The organism is Paenibacillus borealis (assembly GCF_000758665.1).
GTDB classification, from domain to species: domain Bacteria; phylum Bacillota; class Bacilli; order Paenibacillales; family Paenibacillaceae; genus Paenibacillus_AQ; species Paenibacillus_AQ borealis.
Genome location: NZ_CP009285.1, coordinates 5996948 through 6016670, shown reverse-complemented (window position 1 = coordinate 6016670; position 19723 = coordinate 5996948). Strand labels below are relative to the sequence as shown.

General features: G+C 50.5%; 18 protein-coding genes. 5 read left to right on the top strand and 13 right to left on the bottom strand.

Features of this window, described 5'->3' with window-relative positions; all coding sequences use genetic code 11:
- Window positions 1-13: 13 nt before the first annotated feature.
- The 8 genes from srlE to PBOR_RS25525 form a co-directional block, all read right to left on the bottom strand.
- Window positions 14-1018, bottom strand: coding sequence for a PTS glucitol/sorbitol transporter subunit IIB (srlE, locus tag PBOR_RS25560; protein ID WP_042219936.1), 1005 nt, complete (start codon window positions 1016-1018; stop codon window positions 14-16).
- Window positions 1019-1037: 19 nt separating this feature from the next.
- On the bottom strand, window positions 1038-1583 hold the full coding sequence (gene srlA, locus PBOR_RS25555) for a PTS glucitol/sorbitol transporter subunit IIC (RefSeq protein WP_042216536.1): 546 nt from the start codon (window positions 1581-1583) through the stop codon (window positions 1038-1040).
- Between the two features lie 16 nt (window positions 1584-1599).
- Window positions 1600-2022, bottom strand: a complete 423-nt coding sequence (locus PBOR_RS25550) for a transcriptional regulator GutM (RefSeq protein ID WP_042219935.1) — start codon at window positions 2020-2022, stop codon at window positions 1600-1602.
- 26 nt (window positions 2023-2048) lie between these two features.
- Entirely contained in the window at window positions 2049-3011 is a 963-nt protein-coding gene (locus PBOR_RS25545; protein WP_042216534.1) for a sugar-binding transcriptional regulator, read from the bottom strand.
- Between the two features lie 240 nt (window positions 3012-3251).
- On the bottom strand, window positions 3252-4742 hold the full coding sequence (locus PBOR_RS25540) for an MDR family MFS transporter (RefSeq protein ID WP_042216533.1): 1491 nt from the start codon (window positions 4740-4742) through the stop codon (window positions 3252-3254).
- Window positions 4743-4763: 21 nt separating this feature from the next.
- Complete coding sequence (locus tag PBOR_RS35710) at window positions 4764-5408, bottom strand: hypothetical protein (RefSeq protein WP_245647908.1); 645 nt, start codon at window positions 5406-5408, stop codon at window positions 4764-4766.
- Between the two features lie 149 nt (window positions 5409-5557).
- The gene (locus PBOR_RS25530; RefSeq protein WP_042216531.1) at window positions 5558-6091 is read right to left on the bottom strand and encodes a SoxR reducing system RseC family protein; all 534 of its coding nucleotides are present in this window, start codon (window positions 6089-6091) and stop codon (window positions 5558-5560) included.
- Between the two features lie 98 nt (window positions 6092-6189).
- Entirely contained in the window at window positions 6190-7656 is a 1467-nt protein-coding gene (locus tag PBOR_RS25525; RefSeq protein ID WP_042216529.1) for a methyl-accepting chemotaxis protein, read from the bottom strand.
- Between the two features lie 230 nt (window positions 7657-7886).
- On the opposite strand from PBOR_RS25525, the gene PBOR_RS25520 reads away from it, so the two are divergent.
- The 5 genes from PBOR_RS25520 to PBOR_RS25500 all read left to right on the top strand — a co-directional run bounded on the left by PBOR_RS25520 (window position 7887) and on the right by PBOR_RS25500 (window position 13057).
- A complete protein-coding gene (locus tag PBOR_RS25520) occupies window positions 7887-8558 on the top strand; it encodes a response regulator transcription factor (RefSeq protein WP_042216527.1) in 672 nt (223 codons plus the stop codon).
- Window positions 8555-9631 (top strand): HAMP domain-containing sensor histidine kinase, encoded by a 1077-nt coding sequence (locus PBOR_RS25515; RefSeq protein WP_042216525.1) that lies wholly within the window; start codon window positions 8555-8557, stop codon window positions 9629-9631. The genes PBOR_RS25520 and PBOR_RS25515 overlap by 4 nt, the downstream gene beginning before the upstream one ends.
- A gap of 74 nt (window positions 9632-9705) precedes the next feature.
- On the top strand, window positions 9706-10260 hold the full coding sequence (locus PBOR_RS25510) for a hypothetical protein (protein ID WP_042216523.1): 555 nt from the start codon (window positions 9706-9708) through the stop codon (window positions 10258-10260).
- 141 nt (window positions 10261-10401) lie between these two features.
- Entirely contained in the window at window positions 10402-10824 is a 423-nt protein-coding gene (locus PBOR_RS25505) for a hypothetical protein (RefSeq protein WP_042216521.1), read from the top strand.
- Between the two features lie 91 nt (window positions 10825-10915).
- Window positions 10916-13057 carry an S-layer homology domain-containing protein gene (locus tag PBOR_RS25500; protein ID WP_042216519.1) on the top strand — a complete coding sequence of 714 codons (2142 nt, stop codon included), beginning with the start codon at window positions 10916-10918 and terminating at the stop codon, window positions 13055-13057.
- Window positions 13058-13544: 487 nt separating this feature from the next.
- Here PBOR_RS25500 and PBOR_RS25495 read toward each other — a convergent pair whose 3' ends face one another.
- The 5 genes from PBOR_RS25495 to PBOR_RS25475 form a co-directional block, all read right to left on the bottom strand.
- Window positions 13545-14978, bottom strand: a complete 1434-nt coding sequence (locus tag PBOR_RS25495) for an MFS transporter (protein ID WP_042216517.1) — start codon at window positions 14976-14978, stop codon at window positions 13545-13547.
- Window positions 14979-15007: 29 nt separating this feature from the next.
- Window positions 15008-16336, bottom strand: coding sequence for a pyridoxal phosphate-dependent decarboxylase family protein (locus tag PBOR_RS25490; RefSeq protein ID WP_042216514.1), 1329 nt, complete (start codon window positions 16334-16336; stop codon window positions 15008-15010).
- Window positions 16337-16385: 49 nt separating this feature from the next.
- Window positions 16386-18014, bottom strand: a complete 1629-nt coding sequence (locus tag PBOR_RS25485) for an amidohydrolase (protein ID WP_042216512.1) — start codon at window positions 18012-18014, stop codon at window positions 16386-16388.
- A gap of 61 nt (window positions 18015-18075) precedes the next feature.
- On the bottom strand, window positions 18076-18879 hold the full coding sequence (locus tag PBOR_RS25480; protein WP_042216510.1) for an ABC transporter permease: 804 nt from the start codon (window positions 18877-18879) through the stop codon (window positions 18076-18078).
- Window positions 18876-19721 carry an ABC transporter permease gene (locus PBOR_RS25475; protein WP_042219931.1) on the bottom strand — a complete coding sequence of 282 codons (846 nt, stop codon included), beginning with the start codon at window positions 19719-19721 and terminating at the stop codon, window positions 18876-18878. The genes PBOR_RS25480 and PBOR_RS25475 overlap by 4 nt, the downstream gene beginning before the upstream one ends.
- Window positions 19722-19723 lie beyond the last annotated feature (2 nt).

Here is a 19723-nt window from a genome sequence, read left to right as displayed (position 1 = left end):
AATAGTTCCTCCATTACTGATATAATCCAAAGCTGGCCAGCCAGGCGATGAACACTGTCGGTGCTCCGGTCAGAAACCGCGAGTAGAGCACCGAAGGAACGCCCACTTCGATCGTCTCGACTTCGGCTTCGGCGAGTCCCAGCCCCACGGGCACGAAATCTGCGGCAGCCTGGGAATTGATGGCGAAGAGGGCCGGGAGGGCCAGATGGGCAGGAATGTTGCCTTTGCCGATTTCTACCCCGATCAGTGTTCCGATTACCTGCGCAATTACTCCCCCGGGTCCCAGAAACGGGGATAGCAGAGGGAAGGAGCAGATCAGCGAAATCAGCAGCAAGCCCGGAAGCGATCCGGCCAGAGGGGAGAGGAATTTGGCAATGATATCTCCGATGCCCGAAGCATTAATGATACCGATAAGCATGGCTACAAAGGCCATAAAAGGTAAAATCGTTTTAATCACAGTCTCAATCGTTTCCCGGCCGGCTTGATAGAAGACACCTATAATGGAGCCCATAGCCATACCTACACGGGCAAGCAGACCTTTTGGCTTATGCTGTTCACTAATTTTCTTGTTTGCGCTATACTTAGGTTGTGTAATTTCTTTATCAACGATTTTTTCGGCTTGGGCTGTATGGGGTGTTGCAGCACCTTCATACGGCTCAATGTTCGAAACCTTAACCCCTGAGACATAGATATCTTCCGTAATATGTTTGGCTAGAGGTCCGCTTTTGCCGGTAGGCAGCAGATTAATGGTGAGAATCCCTTTTTGCGGATAGAGGCCGCATCTCAAGGTTCCGCCGCAGTCAATAACCACACAAATGATTTCCTGCTCGGGGACACTTGTTTTGAAACCATCCACCAGCTCGGCACCTGTTAATTCTCCGATCCGCTCCGCGATTGCCGGCCGTGTTCCTCCGGTCACATAGACGACTTTGTTCTTCACCTCTGTCGGTGTGATAATGAGTGGTCCGCCAAAACCGCCGGGTCCGGCTGATACCCTCACTGATTTGTAAGTCTCCATTTTCATTTCTCCCTCCTTCCTAAAGACTCACAGTTTCTTTTAATTTGACGCTTTGCTGCTTCGATACATAAGCGGTGGTTAAGTCGGTGACCCAGCCTCTGAGGAAATTCGTCACTATGCCCACCAGGAAGTAACGTACGGCTAGTTCGGTAGTATCAAGTCCCAGTGCTGTGATGCCGGCTGCAATGCCCAGGAATACGAACAGCTCGCCCGGATTCACATGCGGGAACAGCCCGTTGTGGGTATGGCAGGAATAAGAGGCTGCGGCATAATAGCTCGGTTTATACTTCTCGGGCAGAAATCTTCCCAAGGATAGGGTCATCGGATTGGCCAAAATGAAAGTACCTATGACGGGCAGAACGAAATAACGTGTGAAAGGATTCCGGGCCGATTTACGTGCGACTTTTTCTACCTTATCCTGGCCAATCAGTTGAATCAGCGAGTTCATGGCTACCAGCAGCATTATAAGCAGGGGGATGATTCCTGTGACCAGGCTCATAAACGTTTCACCGCCGGCACGGAACAAATCCATGAAGCCTGAAGCCAAATTTGTAACTACATTCATACTAACCTCACCTCTTTTATTTTTTTGCGGGCATTAACCGTTCCAGCCAGGATTTCCTGACCTTAAGTTCACCCCCCTTCAGGATAATGTCACAATTGTTCAGCGCATCCATGATGGCGGCACGGATCAGCTTGTTGCAATGGCGCATATCTTGTTCAGTTAATCCCAGTAAATGCCGGCCTTCAAATCCCTTAAGCTGCCGCATCCTCGAAAATACGGTGACACCCTGCATTCGAGCGGCCTGCATAATCCGGGTGTCCTTATCAATGGCGAACATGACCACCGTTCCGGCTCTGAATTTGCCGGTTTGTTTGCCGATGGCTACACGTCCGAGTCTTCTAAGCTCTGTATATTTTCTATTGAAATTCCTGATTTGCAGAAGTCCCAGCATTCCCTGCAGCAGCCAGGCGAGAGCCGCAGCAATAATCAGTAAGCCCATCCGGATCATTCCCCTCCATAGTGGTGTTAGCCAGCTGAATCCCCGGCCAGCCGCAGCACCTCGGCAGCGGTCTCTTCGTTGGTGACCAGGGCATTGATATATTTGCCGCGGATGGCGCCAAGAATCGAAGGGGCCTTCTCGATAGACTCCGCGAGTGCAAGGGTATACCGGGTATCCCGCAGCCGTTCCAGCGGAATAGCGATTGTGCGCTCGGCCAGCTCCGAATTTACCGCATTCCCCTGTGAATCATAGAACCGTGAACAGATATCGCCGACGGCATCATGGTTGTTCAGATGTTTGATTTCTTTGTCTCCCAAAAATCCGGTCCAGATCATATTGGAGTTGCTGATAGGGGCGCCAATACCCACTACTGCTACCGTAAGCTTATCCCATAGCTCTGTGATTTTACGGAAGTAGTTGGAGTTCATAATTTCATTCCTGGTTTCCTTGCGCTCCAGAACGGCTGCTGCATCAATCATATGTGCTTCCCCGCCAAAATCCGTTGCGATGCTGTAGACGATTGCATTGACATGATATTTGGTCTCCATGTCTCCGGGACCACCGACAAGAGGGACAAAATGCGCCGATCTTTGCGGACAATCATTAAACTCGCCGATCAGGCTGCCCATCGTTCTTCCCCAGGCAAAACCGACCACATCCTCGTCTTTAATCATCTTGCTCAGCAGTTCCGCACCGGCTCTGCCCACGGACTTGATTTTGTCATTACCTGACATGCTCTCATGGGAAGCGACGATAATCACCTCCTGGAGACCAAACAACTGCTTGAGGCGGTTTTCCATTTCAAAATGGGTACTGGCCTCATCTATAATGTTGATCTGTACGATACCCTCATCCCGTGCCTTCTTGAGCAGACGGCTGATGGATGTACGGTAGATTCCCAGACGTTTGGATATATCGCTCTGGGTTAAATCCTCCAAATAATACATTTTCGCGACCTGGACCAATATTTTTTTCTCTTCTTCATTCATTGGAGCTGCCTCACTCTCACTCAGCACAAATGTGCAAATTAATATAATCAAATGTGCAATTATCTTGGGTTTAGTATACGCTTACAGTGGATTTCCGTCAATATCATTGCCCATTATTTTTATTATTAAGATCCGTGTCATATTTCAAACACAAATAACCTCACTCCTAATCGTTAGAAGTGAGGTTATTTGGATAGAGAATATGGGAACGTCGCGCAAAATCAATGAGTACATTCTTACTTAATTTCGTGCCTCTTCCACATTCAGCTTCTTCAGCTTAATGTCGGAATCCTCCTGTGAGGGTTGCCCGACACGCTTGATGAACAAGGAGAGCAATAGACCGATGATGCTGATTCCCACAATTACGAGGTAAGCATCATTAATCCCCTGGATAGAAGCTTCCATAAGCGAATGCTCCTGTGTCCCGCCTGCGGCCATCAAATCCTGCATATGCGTCTTGGTGCTGCTTGCCATGACGGTAACGAGCAGAGAAGTACCTACAGCGCCGGCTACTTGTTTAACCGTATTGGAAATGGCGGTTCCGTGTGCATTAAGCTTGGCTGGCAGCTGATTCAACCCTGCGGTTTGAATAGGCATAAGGATCATGGCTAATCCGATTCGCCGGCCGGTTGACATGAGGACCATGTACAGGTAGCCGGTCGAGTCTGTTAAGTTAGTAAAGCTGATGGTCGTAGCAATCAGAATCAGTAAACCGGTGATGGCAAGCCATTTGGCGCCGAACCTGTCGAACAGCTTACCGGTAACCGGCATCAGGATGCCCATCACCAGCGAGCCGGGAAGCAGCAGGAATCCGGACTCCATGGCCGTGTAACCACGGGCATTCTGCAGATACAGCGGGAGCAATATCATATCAGCATACATAACGATCGTAACCGCCATATTGATAATAGTGGTTAAGGAGAACATCTTATATTTGAAGGCGCGGAGCTCCAGAAGCGGACTCTGGGACACCAGCTGCCGCCAGGTAAATAAGCCAAGGGATAGGACGCCCACACCAAGAGATAAGAGAACTTCGGTGCTTAACCAGCCTTCGCTGCCAGCCCGGCTGAAGCCATACAGCAAGGTTCCCAAGCCGATTGTGGAGATCACGACGCTTAACAGGTCCAGTTTGGCATAGGAGCGCACCGATACATTCTTTAAATAGATGAAGCCGCCAATAATAATTATGGAGACCAAAGGGATCATCCCGTAAAACATGGTTTCCCAGCTGTAGCTTTCCAGAATATATCCTGCCAGAGTAGGTCCAACCGCCGGAGCGAAAATGACGGCTAACCCGACCATGCCCATAGCTGCCCCCCGTTTCTCAGGAGGATAGAGGGTTAGAATCACATTCATCAGCAGCGGCATAATAATTCCAGAGCCTACTGCCTGCGTCAGGCGTCCGGTTAACAGAACTGGGAAGTTTGTTGCGAGCGCCGATATAACCGTTCCGGCCAGAAAAATAACCATTGAAGTCTGGAAAAGCTCCCGCGTCGTAAACCGTTGCATCAAATAGGCTGTAATCGGAATCAGGACACCGCTAACCAGCATATAACCGGTTGTCAGCCACTGGGCGGTGGAAGCTGATATGCTGAAATCAATCATTAATTCCGGCAGCACAACACTCATAATCGTCTGATTCAGTGTCGCAAGAAAAGCACCCAAAATCATAATGACCACGATGGGACCTTTTCTTATGGAACTGATATTTACTGCTGCTTCTTTGCTCACTTGTATACACCCTTTCAAAACCTATATTTGTACTTGTTTCGTATCGTCTGGCGATAAATTCTTTTTCCTTCTGAGCAGCATACATACCCCTGCGAGAACAAATACAACACTGCATCCCATCCCGAATAAAGCGCTGGATTCAATTGCAGCCGGGGAATTCTCCATAATAAGCAGAGTGTATTGAGTCACTACAATGGAAACCATTGCATCTGCAAAGCTGATTAGCTTCAGTGATGAAACAATGGGCCCTTTTAGATGCCGGTTAGCTAAGGTTCCGTAAATGGCAAACCCAAGCTTGAGGAAAGCCACTGTCGCGATCAGATAAATAATGAGCCCTTTATAAATGAGGGCATCTCCGACAAGGTACATCCTCAGAGAGACCAAGAGATAGGAGATTCCTAAGAGGCAGAGGAAGGTGCCGCTTCGTCGATAGACCACAAACTCCATATCATATCTTTGCTTCGGATCTTCGATGGTTTTGGCCACTGCATATTTATGGAGTGCCTGACCTCTTGCGCCACAGAGGATTAAGTAATATACCGCGTTTATGATGAACCATCCGGAAAGGAGGTACACACCGATTGTCAGCTTGGCGGCGCCGATCAGGGCATTGATTACGAGTGACGCACCGCTTGTTATGGCAGTCCGGTCTTGATAATCTGACATATAGCGGTTTAGTAACTCCTTAATCTCCTTCTCCTCCTTTCTGTTCCGGGTATGAAGCCGCGGCGTCTAGGTATGCTTGAAGTATTCCCGGATGATGAGATAGCCAAGAAACAGAATAATTAGCTTGCTGATCATCGCTACCACTCCGTTTATTGGGCCAGCAAGGAATTCGCCTGTTGACACAACTCGTAGATCTCGTCATATTTCTGATCAATCAGCGGCGCCACCTTATTTGACTTTTTCTTGCTGATATTACAATAGAGAAGATACGGGATGATCCAGCCAACGAAACCCGGAATTGCCAGGAGGACCGAAAGAGCCAGTCTGTCATCCTGATTAGCAAATACAGAGCCGGCCATAAACGCTGTTCCAATAACACCGACGATATAGGCAACGGCAGAAGCGCGGATGACCTTGGAGTTTTCCAGAGCCCCGATTTCTACAACAGAGGCGTCAAACTGGCGCTGCAGGCGGGTCAGTTCGACTTTATTACGGATCTTGCGGTCCCGCTTGAACTTCAAAGTTACTGTACCCACATTCTTTAATGGGGTTGAAGTGCCATCCAGCGCCCAGCCAAAATTAGCATAACCGTCGGTATACACCTGCTCCATTCTCCGCTTTACCGTTACATCCTTGTACTCATAACCTACAAACTGACCTTCGTTTCTGGTGGTCTCATTCATAATGATCTCTCCTTTGTTCTGCTTCACTTGATAGGATCATTGTAGAGTCAGGATATTTATGAATTGCTTACGAAATGTTTGTATTCTATTAATTGAAGTCAGAAAACAGGAGTTTCAATTAGCTCTTGCAGCTGTACACTGGAATGGCTGATCTTCTCAATGGATGTACAGATAATTTCAATTCGGTCATCCTGCTCTTTATTGGCGCCAAGAAGCTCCGTGGTTGCCGTCAGATTCTTATGGGCAATAGCGGAGATATTGTCGGATTGCTCACGTATCTGCGTGAACATTTCGCTTACATGAACAATTTTATCGAGCTCAGCTTCTATATAATGATCAATCATTTTAAATGCAGAGCTGACTTGCTCAAAACTGCCGATTACCTGCTTAGTAATCACATTGCCTTTTAGAACAGCCGCTTCTTCATCGGTGGCTTTCTTCAAGACAGCATTAGTCTTCGCCTTGATATCCTGTACAATTTCATTGATATCATCGACGGTTCCGGCGCATTGTTCTGCAAGCCTTTTAATTTGCAAGGCTACCACACTAAATCCGGCTCCGGCTTCTCCAGCCCGCGCTGCTTCAATTCTGGCATTAAGCGCTAACAGGTTTGTTTCACTGGCGATTTGGCTAATAGCAGCGAGAAAACCGTTTACCTGTTCTATACTTTTATTAAGAGTGCCAACCGTAGAGAAAGATTCCTGTACAGCTAAATTGATAATCTTCATCTGCTCATCCATCTGACGGAACTGTTCCGCGCTCTGCGCCATAGTTTGGCTGGCAGCATCTGATGTTTTTGCCAGCTCTGTGGACATCACATTGATCCCGGCCATCTCCGTATCCGCACTGTTTATCATCGAATGAATCTGGACCAGGCTATTTGATTGATGGGCAACATCCTGTGAGACTTCGCTGATTTTGGTTGACATGATGTCGCTGATGTTTCTTAGCACGCGAATATCCTTGTTGCTATTATCAATATTACCGTGCAGCAGAACAGTATTTTCACCGATGACGCGGATCATATTTTGGGCCTCAGCCGCATTATTTCGCGCCTCAGCCTCATTGCTGTTGGATATTTCTATTAAATCCGCACTCCGCTTGCATACAAAATACAGCACCAATGTAAGCAGCGCCAAAAAGCCCATATTGATGAAGTAGTAATCTAGGCCGCCAGGATTGTCCGGATTGTTGCCTGCAAAATGCATGACCGAAAATGTAATGGTGTATAAACCGCCAAAACTAAAGAGTATAGCTTTATTTGAATACAGAGAAACTATGCATAACACGGTTGCTATTATGATAGCGGTATATGTTCCGCCAATATAGTTAACCGTACAAGTAAGAATCGCCATAAACAGAATCGCCATGGTTAATGTATGCTTTTTAGTTTTCAGGATTAATAAGGTTGCGGTAATTAGCTCAATAAAGAGTGAACCGGCAATTGCGCCCAGCACCTGTCCCATGAAGAATAGGATGATTGATCCTGCAAAGACGCCCCACAGCATAACGGTAATGATTTTGTTTACCCTGATCCTGTTTGTTTTTATAAAATTGCTTTCCATGCTAAATTCCTCCCGTTGGCTATGATCCATGTCATGATGGGAGTGATTGTATTCAATGAATGTTTATGTTTTGCTTAAGAAGTGTTGCTATTCTATTAATTCCGGGATTCACACCAGCACTCTATTAACAATTTAGAAACAAAACTCAAACAAATCATAAATGTACAAACGGTAATATGTAGCAAGGAGCAAGGACGGATGATATCCGGTAATTATAAGGAGGAGCAGGCATGATTCATATTTTGGTGGTTGAGGACGATGTGAAGCTTAATCAGATTGTCTGTACCTATTTAAACGATAGCGGCTACAAGGCCAAGGGGTGCCTGAGTCCCCGTGAAGCTTACGATCTAATGTATAACCAATTGTACGATATGATTATTTCCGATATTATGATGCCGGAGATTGACGGGTTTGAATTTGCAGAAACCGTGCGTCAGCTGAACAAGACCATTCCCATACTTTTTATGACTGCCAAGGATGACATTATTTCTAAGCAAAAGGGCTTCAAGATCGGTATAGATGACTACATGGTGAAACCCATTAATATGGATGAGCTGATTATGCGGGTGGGCGCTTTACTGCGCCGGGCTAACATTATGGAGGAACGCAAATTGACAGTGGGCAACCTTATGCTGGATGCAGATGCGATGACCACGTCCATTGGCGATGAAGAGATCCCGCTCACGCTTAGGGAGTTCAATATTCTGTACAAGCTGCTCTCTTACCCGAAAAAAACCTTCACGCGCGCCCAGCTCATGGACGAATTCTGGGGTGTGGAATCTGAAACCAGCCTGCGGGCTGTAGATGTGTACGTAACCAAGCTGCGGGATAAGCTTTCTTCCTGCACGGGCTTCCAAATCGTGACCGTACGCGGCTTGGGGTATAAGGCGGTGTTACTGTGAATCCAACGGACCCCAGAGTGAAAGCACCCATCTTTCCTTTGTACAGCTTTGTACTTTCTTTTGTGGTGTTGGGTGCACTCACTACAGGCCAGATGCTGATCCTGCAGAACCACCTGGATTTCACGAACATTTCTCAGGGGTATATTGTATCGGTGCTCATTTACTGGATTTTTGTCGCTGCCGCTTTTACCCTGGTAACCCGCTACCAGTTCATGAAGCGTTATCATAAACCGATGGAGGAATTTGCAAAAGCGACCCGGAAGGTGGCTAGAGGCGATTTCTCCGTCTATGTCTCTCCAAGACATCTTAAAAATAAAATGGATTATCTGGATGCAATCTGCATGGATTTCAATGTGATGGTGGAGGAGCTCGGCAGTATGGAGACGCTCAAAACCGACTTTTTCTCCAACGTGTCCCACGAAATTAAAACTCCATTATCGGTTATTCAGAATTATGCCCAGGCTCTTAAGAATGAAAGGCTCACGACAGAGCAAAGAGCAGGCTACATCGACACCATTGTGGATTCTTCCTCACGGTTAAGCGAACTGATTACCAACATTCTCAAGCTGAATAAGCTGGAAAAGCAGAATTTGCAGCCGGTTACGGAACCCTACGATCTGTGTGCACAGCTATGCGAAAGCGCCCTGCTGTTTGAGGAGGTATGGACAAATAAGAATATTGAGTTTATCGCAGACATTGAGGATTGTGCCACGATTGAGGCAGACGCCAGCCTGCTCGAGCTAATATGGAACAATCTTCTTTCCAACGCCATCAAATTTACAGAGCCCGGCGGGACGGTTACTCTTCAGCAAAGTTCAACGGACGACGAGGTGATTGTCTCCATATCGGATACCGGCTGCGGGATGAGCGAAGAAACGATGAAGCATATTTTCGATAAATTTTATCAGGGCGATACCTCCCACTCCACAGAAGGCAACGGATTGGGACTCGCTCTTGTTCTGCGTATTCTGCAGCTCATCGGCGGCAGTATCACCGTGGCAAGCGTGCCTGGAGTGAACACCACCTTTACCGTGCGTATTCCTGTACATCATGAAGCGGCAACTGAGGATTAATGCCTCATAAACATTTTGCAAGCAATCCAGCAATATTTGACTGTTACTCTTAAGTTCGTAAAGGAGTAGATCTTATGAATGAGGTTACACGGAGCGGAAGCGGCTTTGTCGGTTATGATTATAAAGAAGTGCTGGTAGATCAGGACAAAACCTCCATGTATATTGATGGTTACCAGAATTTCGGATGGGTCCTCGATGAAAAAGTAATCCCCCCCAGCTATAGGGGCAAAAGCCAAATAGGCAAAATTATCATCAAGCTCAAGCGGGACCGCAAAATTCTGAATAAAACAGAGCTGACCCGCCTGCAGCGCCATTTCGAAGCCTGCATGAGTGAAATCGAAACGATGGAGAAATCCAGGACTTCCTCCGCTATTATGTGGGCACTGGTCATTGCGATGACCGGCACAGCCTTTATGGCAGGCTCTGTGTTTGCCGTTACAAATGATCCGCCCATGATCCTGCTGTGCATCCTTTTAGCCATTCCTGCTTTTGCAGGCTGGATCCTGCCCTTTTTTGTCCATAGAACAATCTTAAGTAAAAAAACAAAAACAATGGAGCCGCTGATGGAGCAGAAGTACGATGAAATCTATGAAATTTGTGAAAAAGGGAATAAACTGCTGTCTTATTGAACGATTACACAATCAAGCACTTTATAGATAAGCTGTAGGGGTTCTCTTTTTCACGGCACAGTTCATAGTATTCTATATGGTGAATTTTGTAACGTACCTTTGCATGTCTTATCTAGTGCGCGATTGTAAAAGGGGGCAGTTATGCAGAATTTTGTAATGTCGATGTTATGGTTTTGGATTTGCTATTTTGCAGTCACTATGATCGGCGTTTTACATACTGTATTTAATATTTATGTGTTAAAAATGAGTCCAATGGACGAAACAGGTATGGGTGAGGGATATGAAAAAACAAAGCCTTGGCATCCGCTTTATAATATAATTCTTTTTTCTATATTTGGTTGGCTGTATATGCGGGGTTTATCGGTGCCCACTCTTAAAGAAGCTCTAGTTACTGGGGGAATATGGGCAGGCGTTTGTATAATAGTTGATGTTATCGGTTGGGTAATTATTAAACATCCCTGGAGTCTTTCTTTCAAAGAATTCTATATTAACTATCAGCCATGGATTACACTTATCTATTTAGTCATTTTTGTGGGTCCGGTTATAGGATACTTGTTCGTATAATTCTATCCTGAAGGTCCATATGAGGAACAAAATCCCAGTCGTCTGCGTCTAACCTTATAAGACTAGCAAACTGCACTGGAGGGGAACGGGGATGAGAGCAGCACCAATGAACCGTTTGATCAAGAAGACTGCACTTATGGCATTATGTATATTGCTGCTATTGTTGGATGGCAGGGCAATGGCGGAGCCGTCTGCGGGGCACAAGGCAACGGTTGCGTTCACAGCGGAAATGCAGCAGGTCCTGAATGAGGCAGAGCGAGTACTGTTGGCTGAACAGCCGTTTCCGGACGAAGCAGCCGTGGGCTTCTTCAAGAACGGGCGCAGTCTGCCCAAGGGATATTTGGAGGGGACCGCAGACCGGATTCTGGAGCAGCGGGGCAAGTTCGCCTCAGCCTCCGGTCTGATTCAGACAGCGCTGGCTTATAGTGCTGCGGGCGGCAATATCAACAACATAGCCGGGATTGATTTGTATCCGCTGCTCATGAACCATGCCGGCCTTGATTCAGAGGGGGCAGCCGTGGCAGCTGCTGCTTATATTACTACGAATAACTCCACCTTCAATACTATTGAGCGGACGAACCGTTATCCCGATATGCTCCTCTATCAGCTGCTCAGCATGCAGCTGGCGGACGGCAGCTGGTCCATGCCCGGCCAGAGTATTGGTGATCCGGCCGCAACAGCCCGGGTGCTCACGGCGCTGGCTTCGGTAGCGGGATCGGAGCTAACGGAGCAGCCTGTAGAGAAAGCTGTGCAATGGCTGAGGGACAAGCAGCAGCCGGACGGAGGATTTGAAGGCAAGACTGAGACTACGGCGCAAGTGATCATTGCCCTATCGTCCCTGGGAATGGATGCGGCAGACTTTGCGCAAGAAGGCGGTGCTTCGCTGCTGGACCATTTGCTGGCTGCGAAGCTTCCCGGCGGCAGCTTCGCGCAAATGCCGGGCGGCGGCAGTGACCGTCCGGCTACGGTGAACGCCTATCTTGCCCTGACTTCATACAAGCTGCTATCGGAGCAGGCTGGATTACTGTACAGCGGACTGCATCATAGCGGACCTGAACGGGCGGTGATTCAGGTTGAAGGCCCCGGCGGCACGCTAGCCGGCGGTCGTATAACGGGCGGTGATGCGGTGAAGACGGCCGCCGCTTTTTTACAGTCAAAGGGCCTTGCCTATAAGCTGAATGCAGATGCGGCCAAGCCGTCTTTCACAGCTATTGAAGGGATTCAGAATGGACGGTACAACGGACGCGGAGAATGGAAGATTGCCGTTTACAGCGGGGGAAGTGCCTGGCTGTATGCCGAGAACATTTCATCCCGGCTTACCGTTGGTGACGGCGACCAATTGCTGGTTTACTATGCCGATGATACAGAGCTGTTAGACCAGATAACAGTGGAATGGAAGGACCAGTATGGCCAGCAGAGCGGGAGTTCTGCTGCTGCCAATACACCGTTTTCGCTGCGTATAACCAGATCGAACAGCCAGCTAGGCGGACTTCCGGCCTTTGGGGTTACAGTAACACTCCAGGGGAAAAGCGCAGTCGCCGACAGCACCGGAAAGGTGTCCTTTGCCGGAATAAAGCCTGGCGTCTATCCGGTGCAGGTTACCAAATACCGTAAAGAGGGCGCTCCCGCGTTAGCCAAGCGCACGTTTGCGCTGCATATTGCTTCCCCCGAGCTGGCCAGCTTTAGCGATGCCGGTAAAGTTGCCGCCTGGGCAAGGGGGGATCTCGCCATGGCGCTGAGCAGCGGCTATATTCAAGGCGTGAGTGCGAGCGGGAATGTGCTAGCCCCGAAGCAAAAGCTGACCCGGGCCGAATTCTTGACCCTGCTGCTGCGGCTGCTGCATGAGTTCCCTGACGGGAAGACGGTCTCCGGATTTACCGATGTACCGGCAGGCAAATGGTACAGCGGTACTGTCACTAAGGCCGTGGAACTCGGCATCGTCAGCCCCGCATGGGGCAAGTTTGAGCCGGACCGCGGCATTACGCGGGAGGAAGCGGCGGTTATGGTTGTCCAAGCTGCGCGGCTGACCACGTATGGCAGTCCTGAGCGTATGGGCTTAGCTGATATTTCCGGCCTGGCGCCGGCCAGCCGCCAGGCGATTCAAGCCGTCAATGAACACGGAGTAATGACCGGCAGCGGCGGCCGCTTTGAGCCGAAGCAGGTTCTGGTGCGTGAGCAGGCAGCGGCGATTCTGGTCAGGCTGCAGAAGCTCATTCCGGGAGCGTCCTACTAACTATCTTGTTCTTGATGTTGATATGAATCACAAACAAAGAGTGTTCCCCAGCCATTTTCCGGCCCTTGGGAACACTCTTTTTTTACCAGATCCAAATGAACAACAAATTGCAGAATGCTAAAGCTGAACACGGCTTAATAACTCAGTTTGTACCGGCCAATCCTGCACGAAATACAACATTCTCTTTAAGGAATCGGCCCAAATCCAAAATTGTTGTACAAAATGCAGGATTTCACCTTTTTCAAGCGCCTTAGCCGAATTATTCTTGTATTTTATACAACAATCTTCCCGAACACCTAACTATCAACGATCCAAAGTTGTAAAACGTACAACATTTATGTCTACAGTACCTCTTAAGAAGTCTTCATACTGCCGGTAACGAATCAAGTGTGGGAATTGACATATTCCGCCAGTCCCACAGTGACTAACCGATACTTTAGTGGTTGTTGTCTTAACTGCGTTCTATACAGACAGCGAATGATATTAATCAGCTAGTCTTAGATTGTTCATACAGCCTTACCCGGTTTCTCTCATAATCGTCCTTCCCCAGCGGGTAGAGGAATGCAGCGATTAAACCTGCAACAATAAAGAGCTCCGGCGCGAACGTCATCGTAGTTCGGATGGTCATTTGCGCAGGCCCGTCCTGAATTTGATTGGGCATATAACCGGCAGCCTCCAGCAGGATTCCAATCAGAAAAATGGCCAGCGAATTAGATGTCTTCATGAAGAATGTCATGATTCCGGAATACAGTCCCTCTCGCCTTAAGCCTGTCCGTAGCTCATCTGCATCGAGTACGTCAGGAAGCATGGACCAGGGAATGACATGGGCAACACCATAGCCGGCACCTACAATTGCACCAATAAGATATACCAGATAGGACGGAGAACCGGGAGTGAGCAGCATCCAACCCAGCTGGCTGACCGCCCAGAGGAGCAGGCCGCAGATAATTGTTGTCTTCTTGCCTGCCGCCTGAGAGAGTTTCGTCCAGAGAGGAAGCGTAAAGACTCCGGCCAGAATAACCGTCACCAGAAGGTAGGACATCTCCTCTTCACGGCCCAGCCAATATTTCATGTAATAAATTACGAATCCTTCGATGACATTGGACGCCGCGTAGCAGCCGACATAGAGCAGCAGCAGGCGGCGGAAGGGCTGGCTGGCCAGCGCAAGCCGGATTTCGGAGCTGAAGCGGGGAGAAGGCGACTTGCTTTGAAGGAAATTGCGTTCGCTTTCTTGTACCCGGAAGAACAGCAGCAGCGGAATGAGGACGATGAACAGCCCGACGGCCAGCCCCATCATCCTGTAGCCCAGGAAGGCATCTGTATAGCTGTCAGCAATCATTTTGGGGATGACGGCAGCGACCAGCCCCATTAATAATTGAATGACGATCCGGTAATTGTTAACGCTGGTCCTCTCGTTATAATCATCCGTCAGTTCGGCGACCAGACTAAGGTAAGGCACGTAATAGAGCGTTAATGTGGTCATGAACAGCATATAGGCAGCGGTGAAATAAATGGCATTTAGAGTGTCGGTTCCCGCTCCCGGGTAACTCCACATGAGGAAAAAGAGCAGGCCGATTGGAAGCGCAGCAAGCAGCAAAAACGGTCTTCTCCGTCCCCATTTCGTGCGCGTCCGGTCGGTTACAATCCCCATAACCGGATCGATAAACGCATCCCAGATCCGGCCGATCATGAAGATCCCTCCGGCAAGGGTGGGTGACAAACCGACGTAATCGGTGAGGAAGAACAGATAGTACATGCCGATTACCGTGATGGTAATCACATTTACGGTTTCACCCGAACCGTACAACAGCTTAGTATTCCAGCGCAGCTTCCCGGCCCGGGCGAGGCCGTTCTGCCCCTGCTCCGAAGAATGGACAGCGTACGGAGAAGGCGGTTCTTGTCCGTCCGATAACTTAGGCATCGTTCACCGACACTCCCTCTAATGAAATGTTAGTTTCTACGGGTCATGGAGCTGAGATAATCGCGCATGAATCCGTGAGCCAGGCTTGAGTCCGGCAGGCTGCCCACCATGCCGTACATCGCTGTGGTGCCCTCCGCATAAGCCTCCGGATGACTTGCTACCGCAGCAATCGCTTGCTGCAGATCATGAATGAATACATCTACGCTCTCCCGGTGCGCCTGCGTCACCATGAAATGCAGACTTGGCGGCAGATGCTGGCGGTCCATATGCCAGCCCTTGCTCTCCAGCTCATCTGCAACCGCGTACAGGTTGAGCACTTCTGAACCGGCGGCAAAGACGCTCATTAGGGGATCGCCCAGAATGTGCAGACCTGGAATGGCAATCAGGGCCTCTTTGAGCCTGCGGGTGATTTGCAGCGTTGTGTCGGCGAGACGGCTGTAGCCGTCCCGGCCGAGCAGCTTCAGTACTGCCCATGCGGCGGCGATAGCCCCGCCCGGCCGGGTGCCGGCCATCGTAGGGGAAGCGAACAAGCCGCCCGGCCAGTCGCTGCGGACGTAGAACTGGTGCTGGCGGTATTCGTCCTCGCGGTACAGGACGACAGAAGCTCCCTTAGAGGCATAACCGTATTTATGGAGATCCGCGGACATCGAGGTTACGCCCGGTATGCGGAAGTCGAAATCGGGAATTGGCACGCCGAGGTCCTTCAGGAATGGCAGTATAAATCCTCCGAGACAAGCATCCACATGAAAAGGAATTTGATGCTGGGCGGCGATTCCGGCCAGCTCTTCAATCGGGTCCATCACACCATGCGGATAGGCAGGCGCGGAGCCGACCAGCAGAATTGTATTTCCGTTAATCAGCTGACGGGCAACAGCGGCATCTGCCCGGTATTCCTCCGTTAACGGAACGTATACAGGTTTGATATCGAAATAAGCTGCTGCTTTGGAGAATGCCGGATGAGCCGTAACAGGCAGGACTATCTCCGGCTGACTAATCTCCGGACGGACAGCCCGGGCGTAGTCCCTTGCGGTTTTGACGGCCATCAGAATACTTTCCGTGCCGCCTGAGGTCATATTTCCGGCCGTTCCGCTTCCCCCGCCCAGCAAATCCGCCGTCATGGATACCACCTCTGTTTCCATTTGGCGCAGAGAGGGAAAAGCTCCGGGGTTGAGCCCATTCTCTTGCGAGAATAGCTGGTAGGCTTGTCTGGTTAAATCAGAGATTTCCTCACCCCCGTAATAAACCAGGCTCCAGGTGCGGCCGTCCCGCCAATTGGCATCCGCCCCGCGCAAGGCCTGCAGTTGTTCCAGAATCTGTGCCTTTGCTGTGCCGCTAACAGGAAACTGATATTGTACCATAGGTGAACACCGCCTTTCTTTATGGATATCTCCAGCGTTTATTGCACAATTATTGCTGTGAAGCTAAGGTTGCCTCTGCATGCACGTATACCTTACGGCCGCCAATAATCGTCTGGAGAACGGGAATCTTATGCAGACCGAGCGGATCAGCGGTCAGCGGATTGTCTGCGAGAATGACCAGATCGGCTAGCTTGCCGGGCTCAATCGAGCCTTTATCATCCTCCTCAAATGCCTGCCAGGCGGCATCGATTGTGACGGCCCGCAGTGCATGATACGGCGTAATCCGGTATTCGGGACCGAGCTCCCGTCCGCTGGCGGTCAGCCGGTTGACGGCGACAGATACCAGATGCAGGGGAGAGGGCGGCGTGATCGGCGTATCGTTATGCAGCGAGAAACGGATGCCCCGGACCACCGCCGATTGGAGCGGACTGATCCGGCGTGCCCGGTCCTCACCCAGATAAATATCACGGTGGTCATCACCGAAGTAATAGACATGATCGTTAAAGAAGGAAGGCGTAATGCCTAATTCCTTAATGCGGTCCAGTTGATCTTCACGTACAGACTGGGCATGCTCAATCCGGTGGCGGGCGTCCGGACGCGGCAGCTGCCGCTGGGCTTCACCGATGGCGTACAGCACATCATCAATGGCAGCGTCACCGTTGGCATGAATAACGACCTGGCGGCCGGTGGAATGAACAGCGAACACAGCCTGTGCCAGCTCCTCCCGCTCCAGCATAGGAAATCCTCTGTACAACGGATCGTCTTCAGAGAACGGCTGGTGGTAAGGGTTGGAGAGCCAGCCGGTATACCCCTGGATGGAGCCGTCCTGAAACAGCTTGGCCCCCTGCGATTTGACCGGGCCATAGTCGTAGACTTCCTGCAGCGGCGCTTGTTCGGGATGATATAAAGGGATATTGATCAGCCGGAGATCCAGCAGCCCGCGGCTGTGGGCATTGACCAGCGGTTCCGGATCCACACCTACAGCGATGATGGCAGAAGTAATTCCTTGCGACACGTACTCGGCATTGGCAAGCCTTATCCCTTCAGCATGCTGCGCTGCGGATAGAGGGGGGATATAAGCTTCAATTAAAGCGCCATTCTCCTGGATTAATCCTGTAGGCTCCCCATCAGGTTCACGCTGGATGATGCCAATTACCGGGGCGGGGGAGTCCTTCGTAATTCCTGCTATAGCCAGCGCCTTGCTGTTCGCCACCCCCATGTGTGCCGAGTTATGGGAGAGCCACACCGGATGCTCCGGAAAGGCCTGATCCAGTTCATACCGGCTGGGATGCCGCTTCTCCGCAAGCTTGGAGGGATCATATCCAAATCCCGTGACCCAGCCACCGGCCGGAATGTCCGCTGCTTTCTCCTTCAAGACCGCGAGCAGCCCGGAGATGCTGGTGATTGATCCGCGCGGCGGACTCCACAGCGGAGCCGACTGCACCTCCAGGATTCCGCTTAACGGAAAATGGCCATGCGCCTCATAAAAGCCGGGCAAAACCGTCTTTCCCTGAAGATCGGTCACTGCCGTCTCCGGTCCTGCCAGCTCCAGCAGCTGCGCTGTGCTGCCGACTGCAGCAATACGTTCTCCTTGCAAGGCTACTGCTTCAGCAGTTGTTCCTGTAGGGTCAAAAGTCAGCACTATGCCGTTAATATAGATTTGATCCGGATATGCCATAGGGGCACCCGCCTTTCTTCTATTAAATTGTTGTACAAACTACGGTACAGTCAGAACCGGATCAGCCTTTATAAGCTTCTCTCCAGTGCAGCAGCCTTGATTCCAGTAACCGCACAAGGGAATCGGACAGCTTGCCCACTACTGCAAAGATCCCTATGCCCACAAATACAGCTGCGGTCTGCGAATACTGGCGCGCCTCGGCAATCATGTAGCCGATGCCGGAGCTGGCTCCCATCAGCTCGGCTACCACCAGGCAGAGCCAGGCTATACCCAGCGACAGGCGGATGCCCAGCAGGATGTTGGGCAGTGCCGCAGGAATAATGAGCCGGAAGATCCGCTGCATCCGGGAATACTGAAGGACCTGCGCCACCTCGTACAGCTTGCGGTCGACACCACGGACACCTGCGAAGGTATTGACATATAAGGGGAAAAAGGCGCCCAGTGCGATCAGAAGCACCTGTGACAACTGTCCTACCCCGAACCAGAGAATGAACAGCGGAATGACAGATAATAGCGGAACTGTACGCATCATCTGCAGGGAAGGGTCCAGCAGTTCTTCCACCAGCCTCGATAGTCCGGCGGCCAGCCCGATAATCAGGGCGAGGGAGCCGCCGAGTGCAAAGCCGGCAGCAGCCCGGATTACACTGGCTTCCAGGTGCATCAGCAGCTTTCCGTTCCCGGCCAGCCGGATGAACTGCTTCCCGATCTCCAACGGAGTTGGCAACAGCGACGGGGACAGCAGCCCGGTTGCTCCCGCAATCTGCCACAGCAGCAGAAGGGCCAGCGGGAAGATCCAGGCCTGCAGGGAATCCGGCAGTCTGCCGGATAGTGTTGATTTCTTCTGTTTCAAGCTAATCTTATTCATAGATTCTCCCCCAGATAGCTGTCACGCCAGCGGAGCAGCCGCTTCTCCAGCAGCTTGACCAGGGAATCGGTCAATTTCCCGACGATGGCGAAGATCAGGATGCCTACAAAGACTAGCGAGGTAATGGAGAAATACCGCGCATCCATAATCAGAAAGCCGACACCTTCACTGGAGCCCATCATTTCAGCCACCACCAGCCCAAGCCATGCTGCCCCCAGCGATAAGCGGATCCCGAGCAGAATGTTCGGCAGGGAGGCTGGCACAATCAGCTTCGTAATCAGGCTGCGGCGGTTATATTGAAGAACCTTCGCTACCTCGAACAGCTTCTCATCCACCGACCGGATGCCCAGGAAAGTGTTCACGTATACCGGAAAGAAAGCACCCAGCGCAATGAGCAGGATCTTGGACCATTCCCCGAAACCGAACCAGAGAATAAAGAGCGGGGTGATGGCCAGATGGGGAACGGTCCGCAGCATCTGGATGGAAGGGTCAAGCTGTTTCTCCGCAAGCCGTGAGAAGCCTGACCACAGACCAAGGGCAAGACCAACGGAGCCTCCCAGCAGGAAGCCGAGCAGCGAACGCCATAAAGATATCTTCAGGTGGAAGAGCAGCTCCCCCGACCTGGCAAGATTATAGAATTCCAAGGCAATCACGTGAGGAGTAGGCAATACGGTGGGATTGATCTGTCCTGCCGTTCCGAAGATTTCCCAGACTATAAGCGTCAGTACTGGCAGTATTAGTCCTTTGAGCGTAGTCTTCCGCCTGATTGGTCTATTACTTGACCTACTCTTGCTTGCGGCAGCAGGGGGGGCCGCCCTTTCTTCCAATTGGACGCTCTGCATAC

Excerpts from the sequence above, each read along its gene's own strand:
- PBOR_RS25480 (WP_042216510.1), bottom strand. The coding sequence starts at position 18,879 with ATGAATAAGATTAGCTTGAAACAGAAGAAATCAACACTATCCGGCAGA.
- PBOR_RS25530 (WP_042216531.1), bottom strand. The coding sequence starts at position 6,091 with ATGAATGAGACCACCAGAAACGAAGGTCAGTTTGTAGGTTATGAGTAC.
- PBOR_RS25485 (WP_042216512.1), bottom strand. The coding sequence starts at position 18,014 with ATGGCATATCCGGATCAAATCTATATTAACGGCATAGTGCTGACTTTT.
- PBOR_RS25525 (WP_042216529.1), bottom strand. The coding sequence starts at position 7,656 with ATGGAAAGCAATTTTATAAAAACAAACAGGATCAGGGTAAACAAAATC.
- PBOR_RS25510 (WP_042216523.1), top strand. The coding sequence starts at position 9,706 with ATGAATGAGGTTACACGGAGCGGAAGCGGCTTTGTCGGTTATGATTAT.
- PBOR_RS25500 (WP_042216519.1), top strand. The coding sequence starts at position 10,916 with ATGAGAGCAGCACCAATGAACCGTTTGATCAAGAAGACTGCACTTATG.
- PBOR_RS35710 (WP_245647908.1), bottom strand. The coding sequence starts at position 5,408 with ATGTCAGATTATCAAGACCGGACTGCCATAACAAGCGGTGCGTCACTC.
- srlA (WP_042216536.1), bottom strand. The coding sequence starts at position 1,583 with ATGAATGTAGTTACAAATTTGGCTTCAGGCTTCATGGATTTGTTCCGT.
- PBOR_RS25495 (WP_042216517.1), bottom strand. The coding sequence starts at position 14,978 with ATGCCTAAGTTATCGGACGGACAAGAACCGCCTTCTCCGTACGCTGTC.
- PBOR_RS25490 (WP_042216514.1), bottom strand. The coding sequence starts at position 16,336 with ATGGTACAATATCAGTTTCCTGTTAGCGGCACAGCAAAGGCACAGATT.
- PBOR_RS25505 (WP_042216521.1), top strand. The coding sequence starts at position 10,402 with ATGCAGAATTTTGTAATGTCGATGTTATGGTTTTGGATTTGCTATTTT.
- srlE (WP_042219936.1), bottom strand. The coding sequence starts at position 1,018 with ATGGAGACTTACAAATCAGTGAGGGTATCAGCCGGACCCGGCGGTTTT.
- PBOR_RS25550 (WP_042219935.1), bottom strand. The coding sequence starts at position 2,022 with ATGGGCTTACTGATTATTGCTGCGGCTCTCGCCTGGCTGCTGCAGGGA.
- PBOR_RS25520 (WP_042216527.1), top strand. The coding sequence starts at position 7,887 with ATGATTCATATTTTGGTGGTTGAGGACGATGTGAAGCTTAATCAGATT.
- PBOR_RS25475 (WP_042219931.1), bottom strand. The coding sequence starts at position 19,721 with ATGCAGAGCGTCCAATTGGAAGAAAGGGCGGCCCCCCCTGCTGCCGCA.
- PBOR_RS25545 (WP_042216534.1), bottom strand. The coding sequence starts at position 3,011 with ATGAATGAAGAAGAGAAAAAAATATTGGTCCAGGTCGCGAAAATGTAT.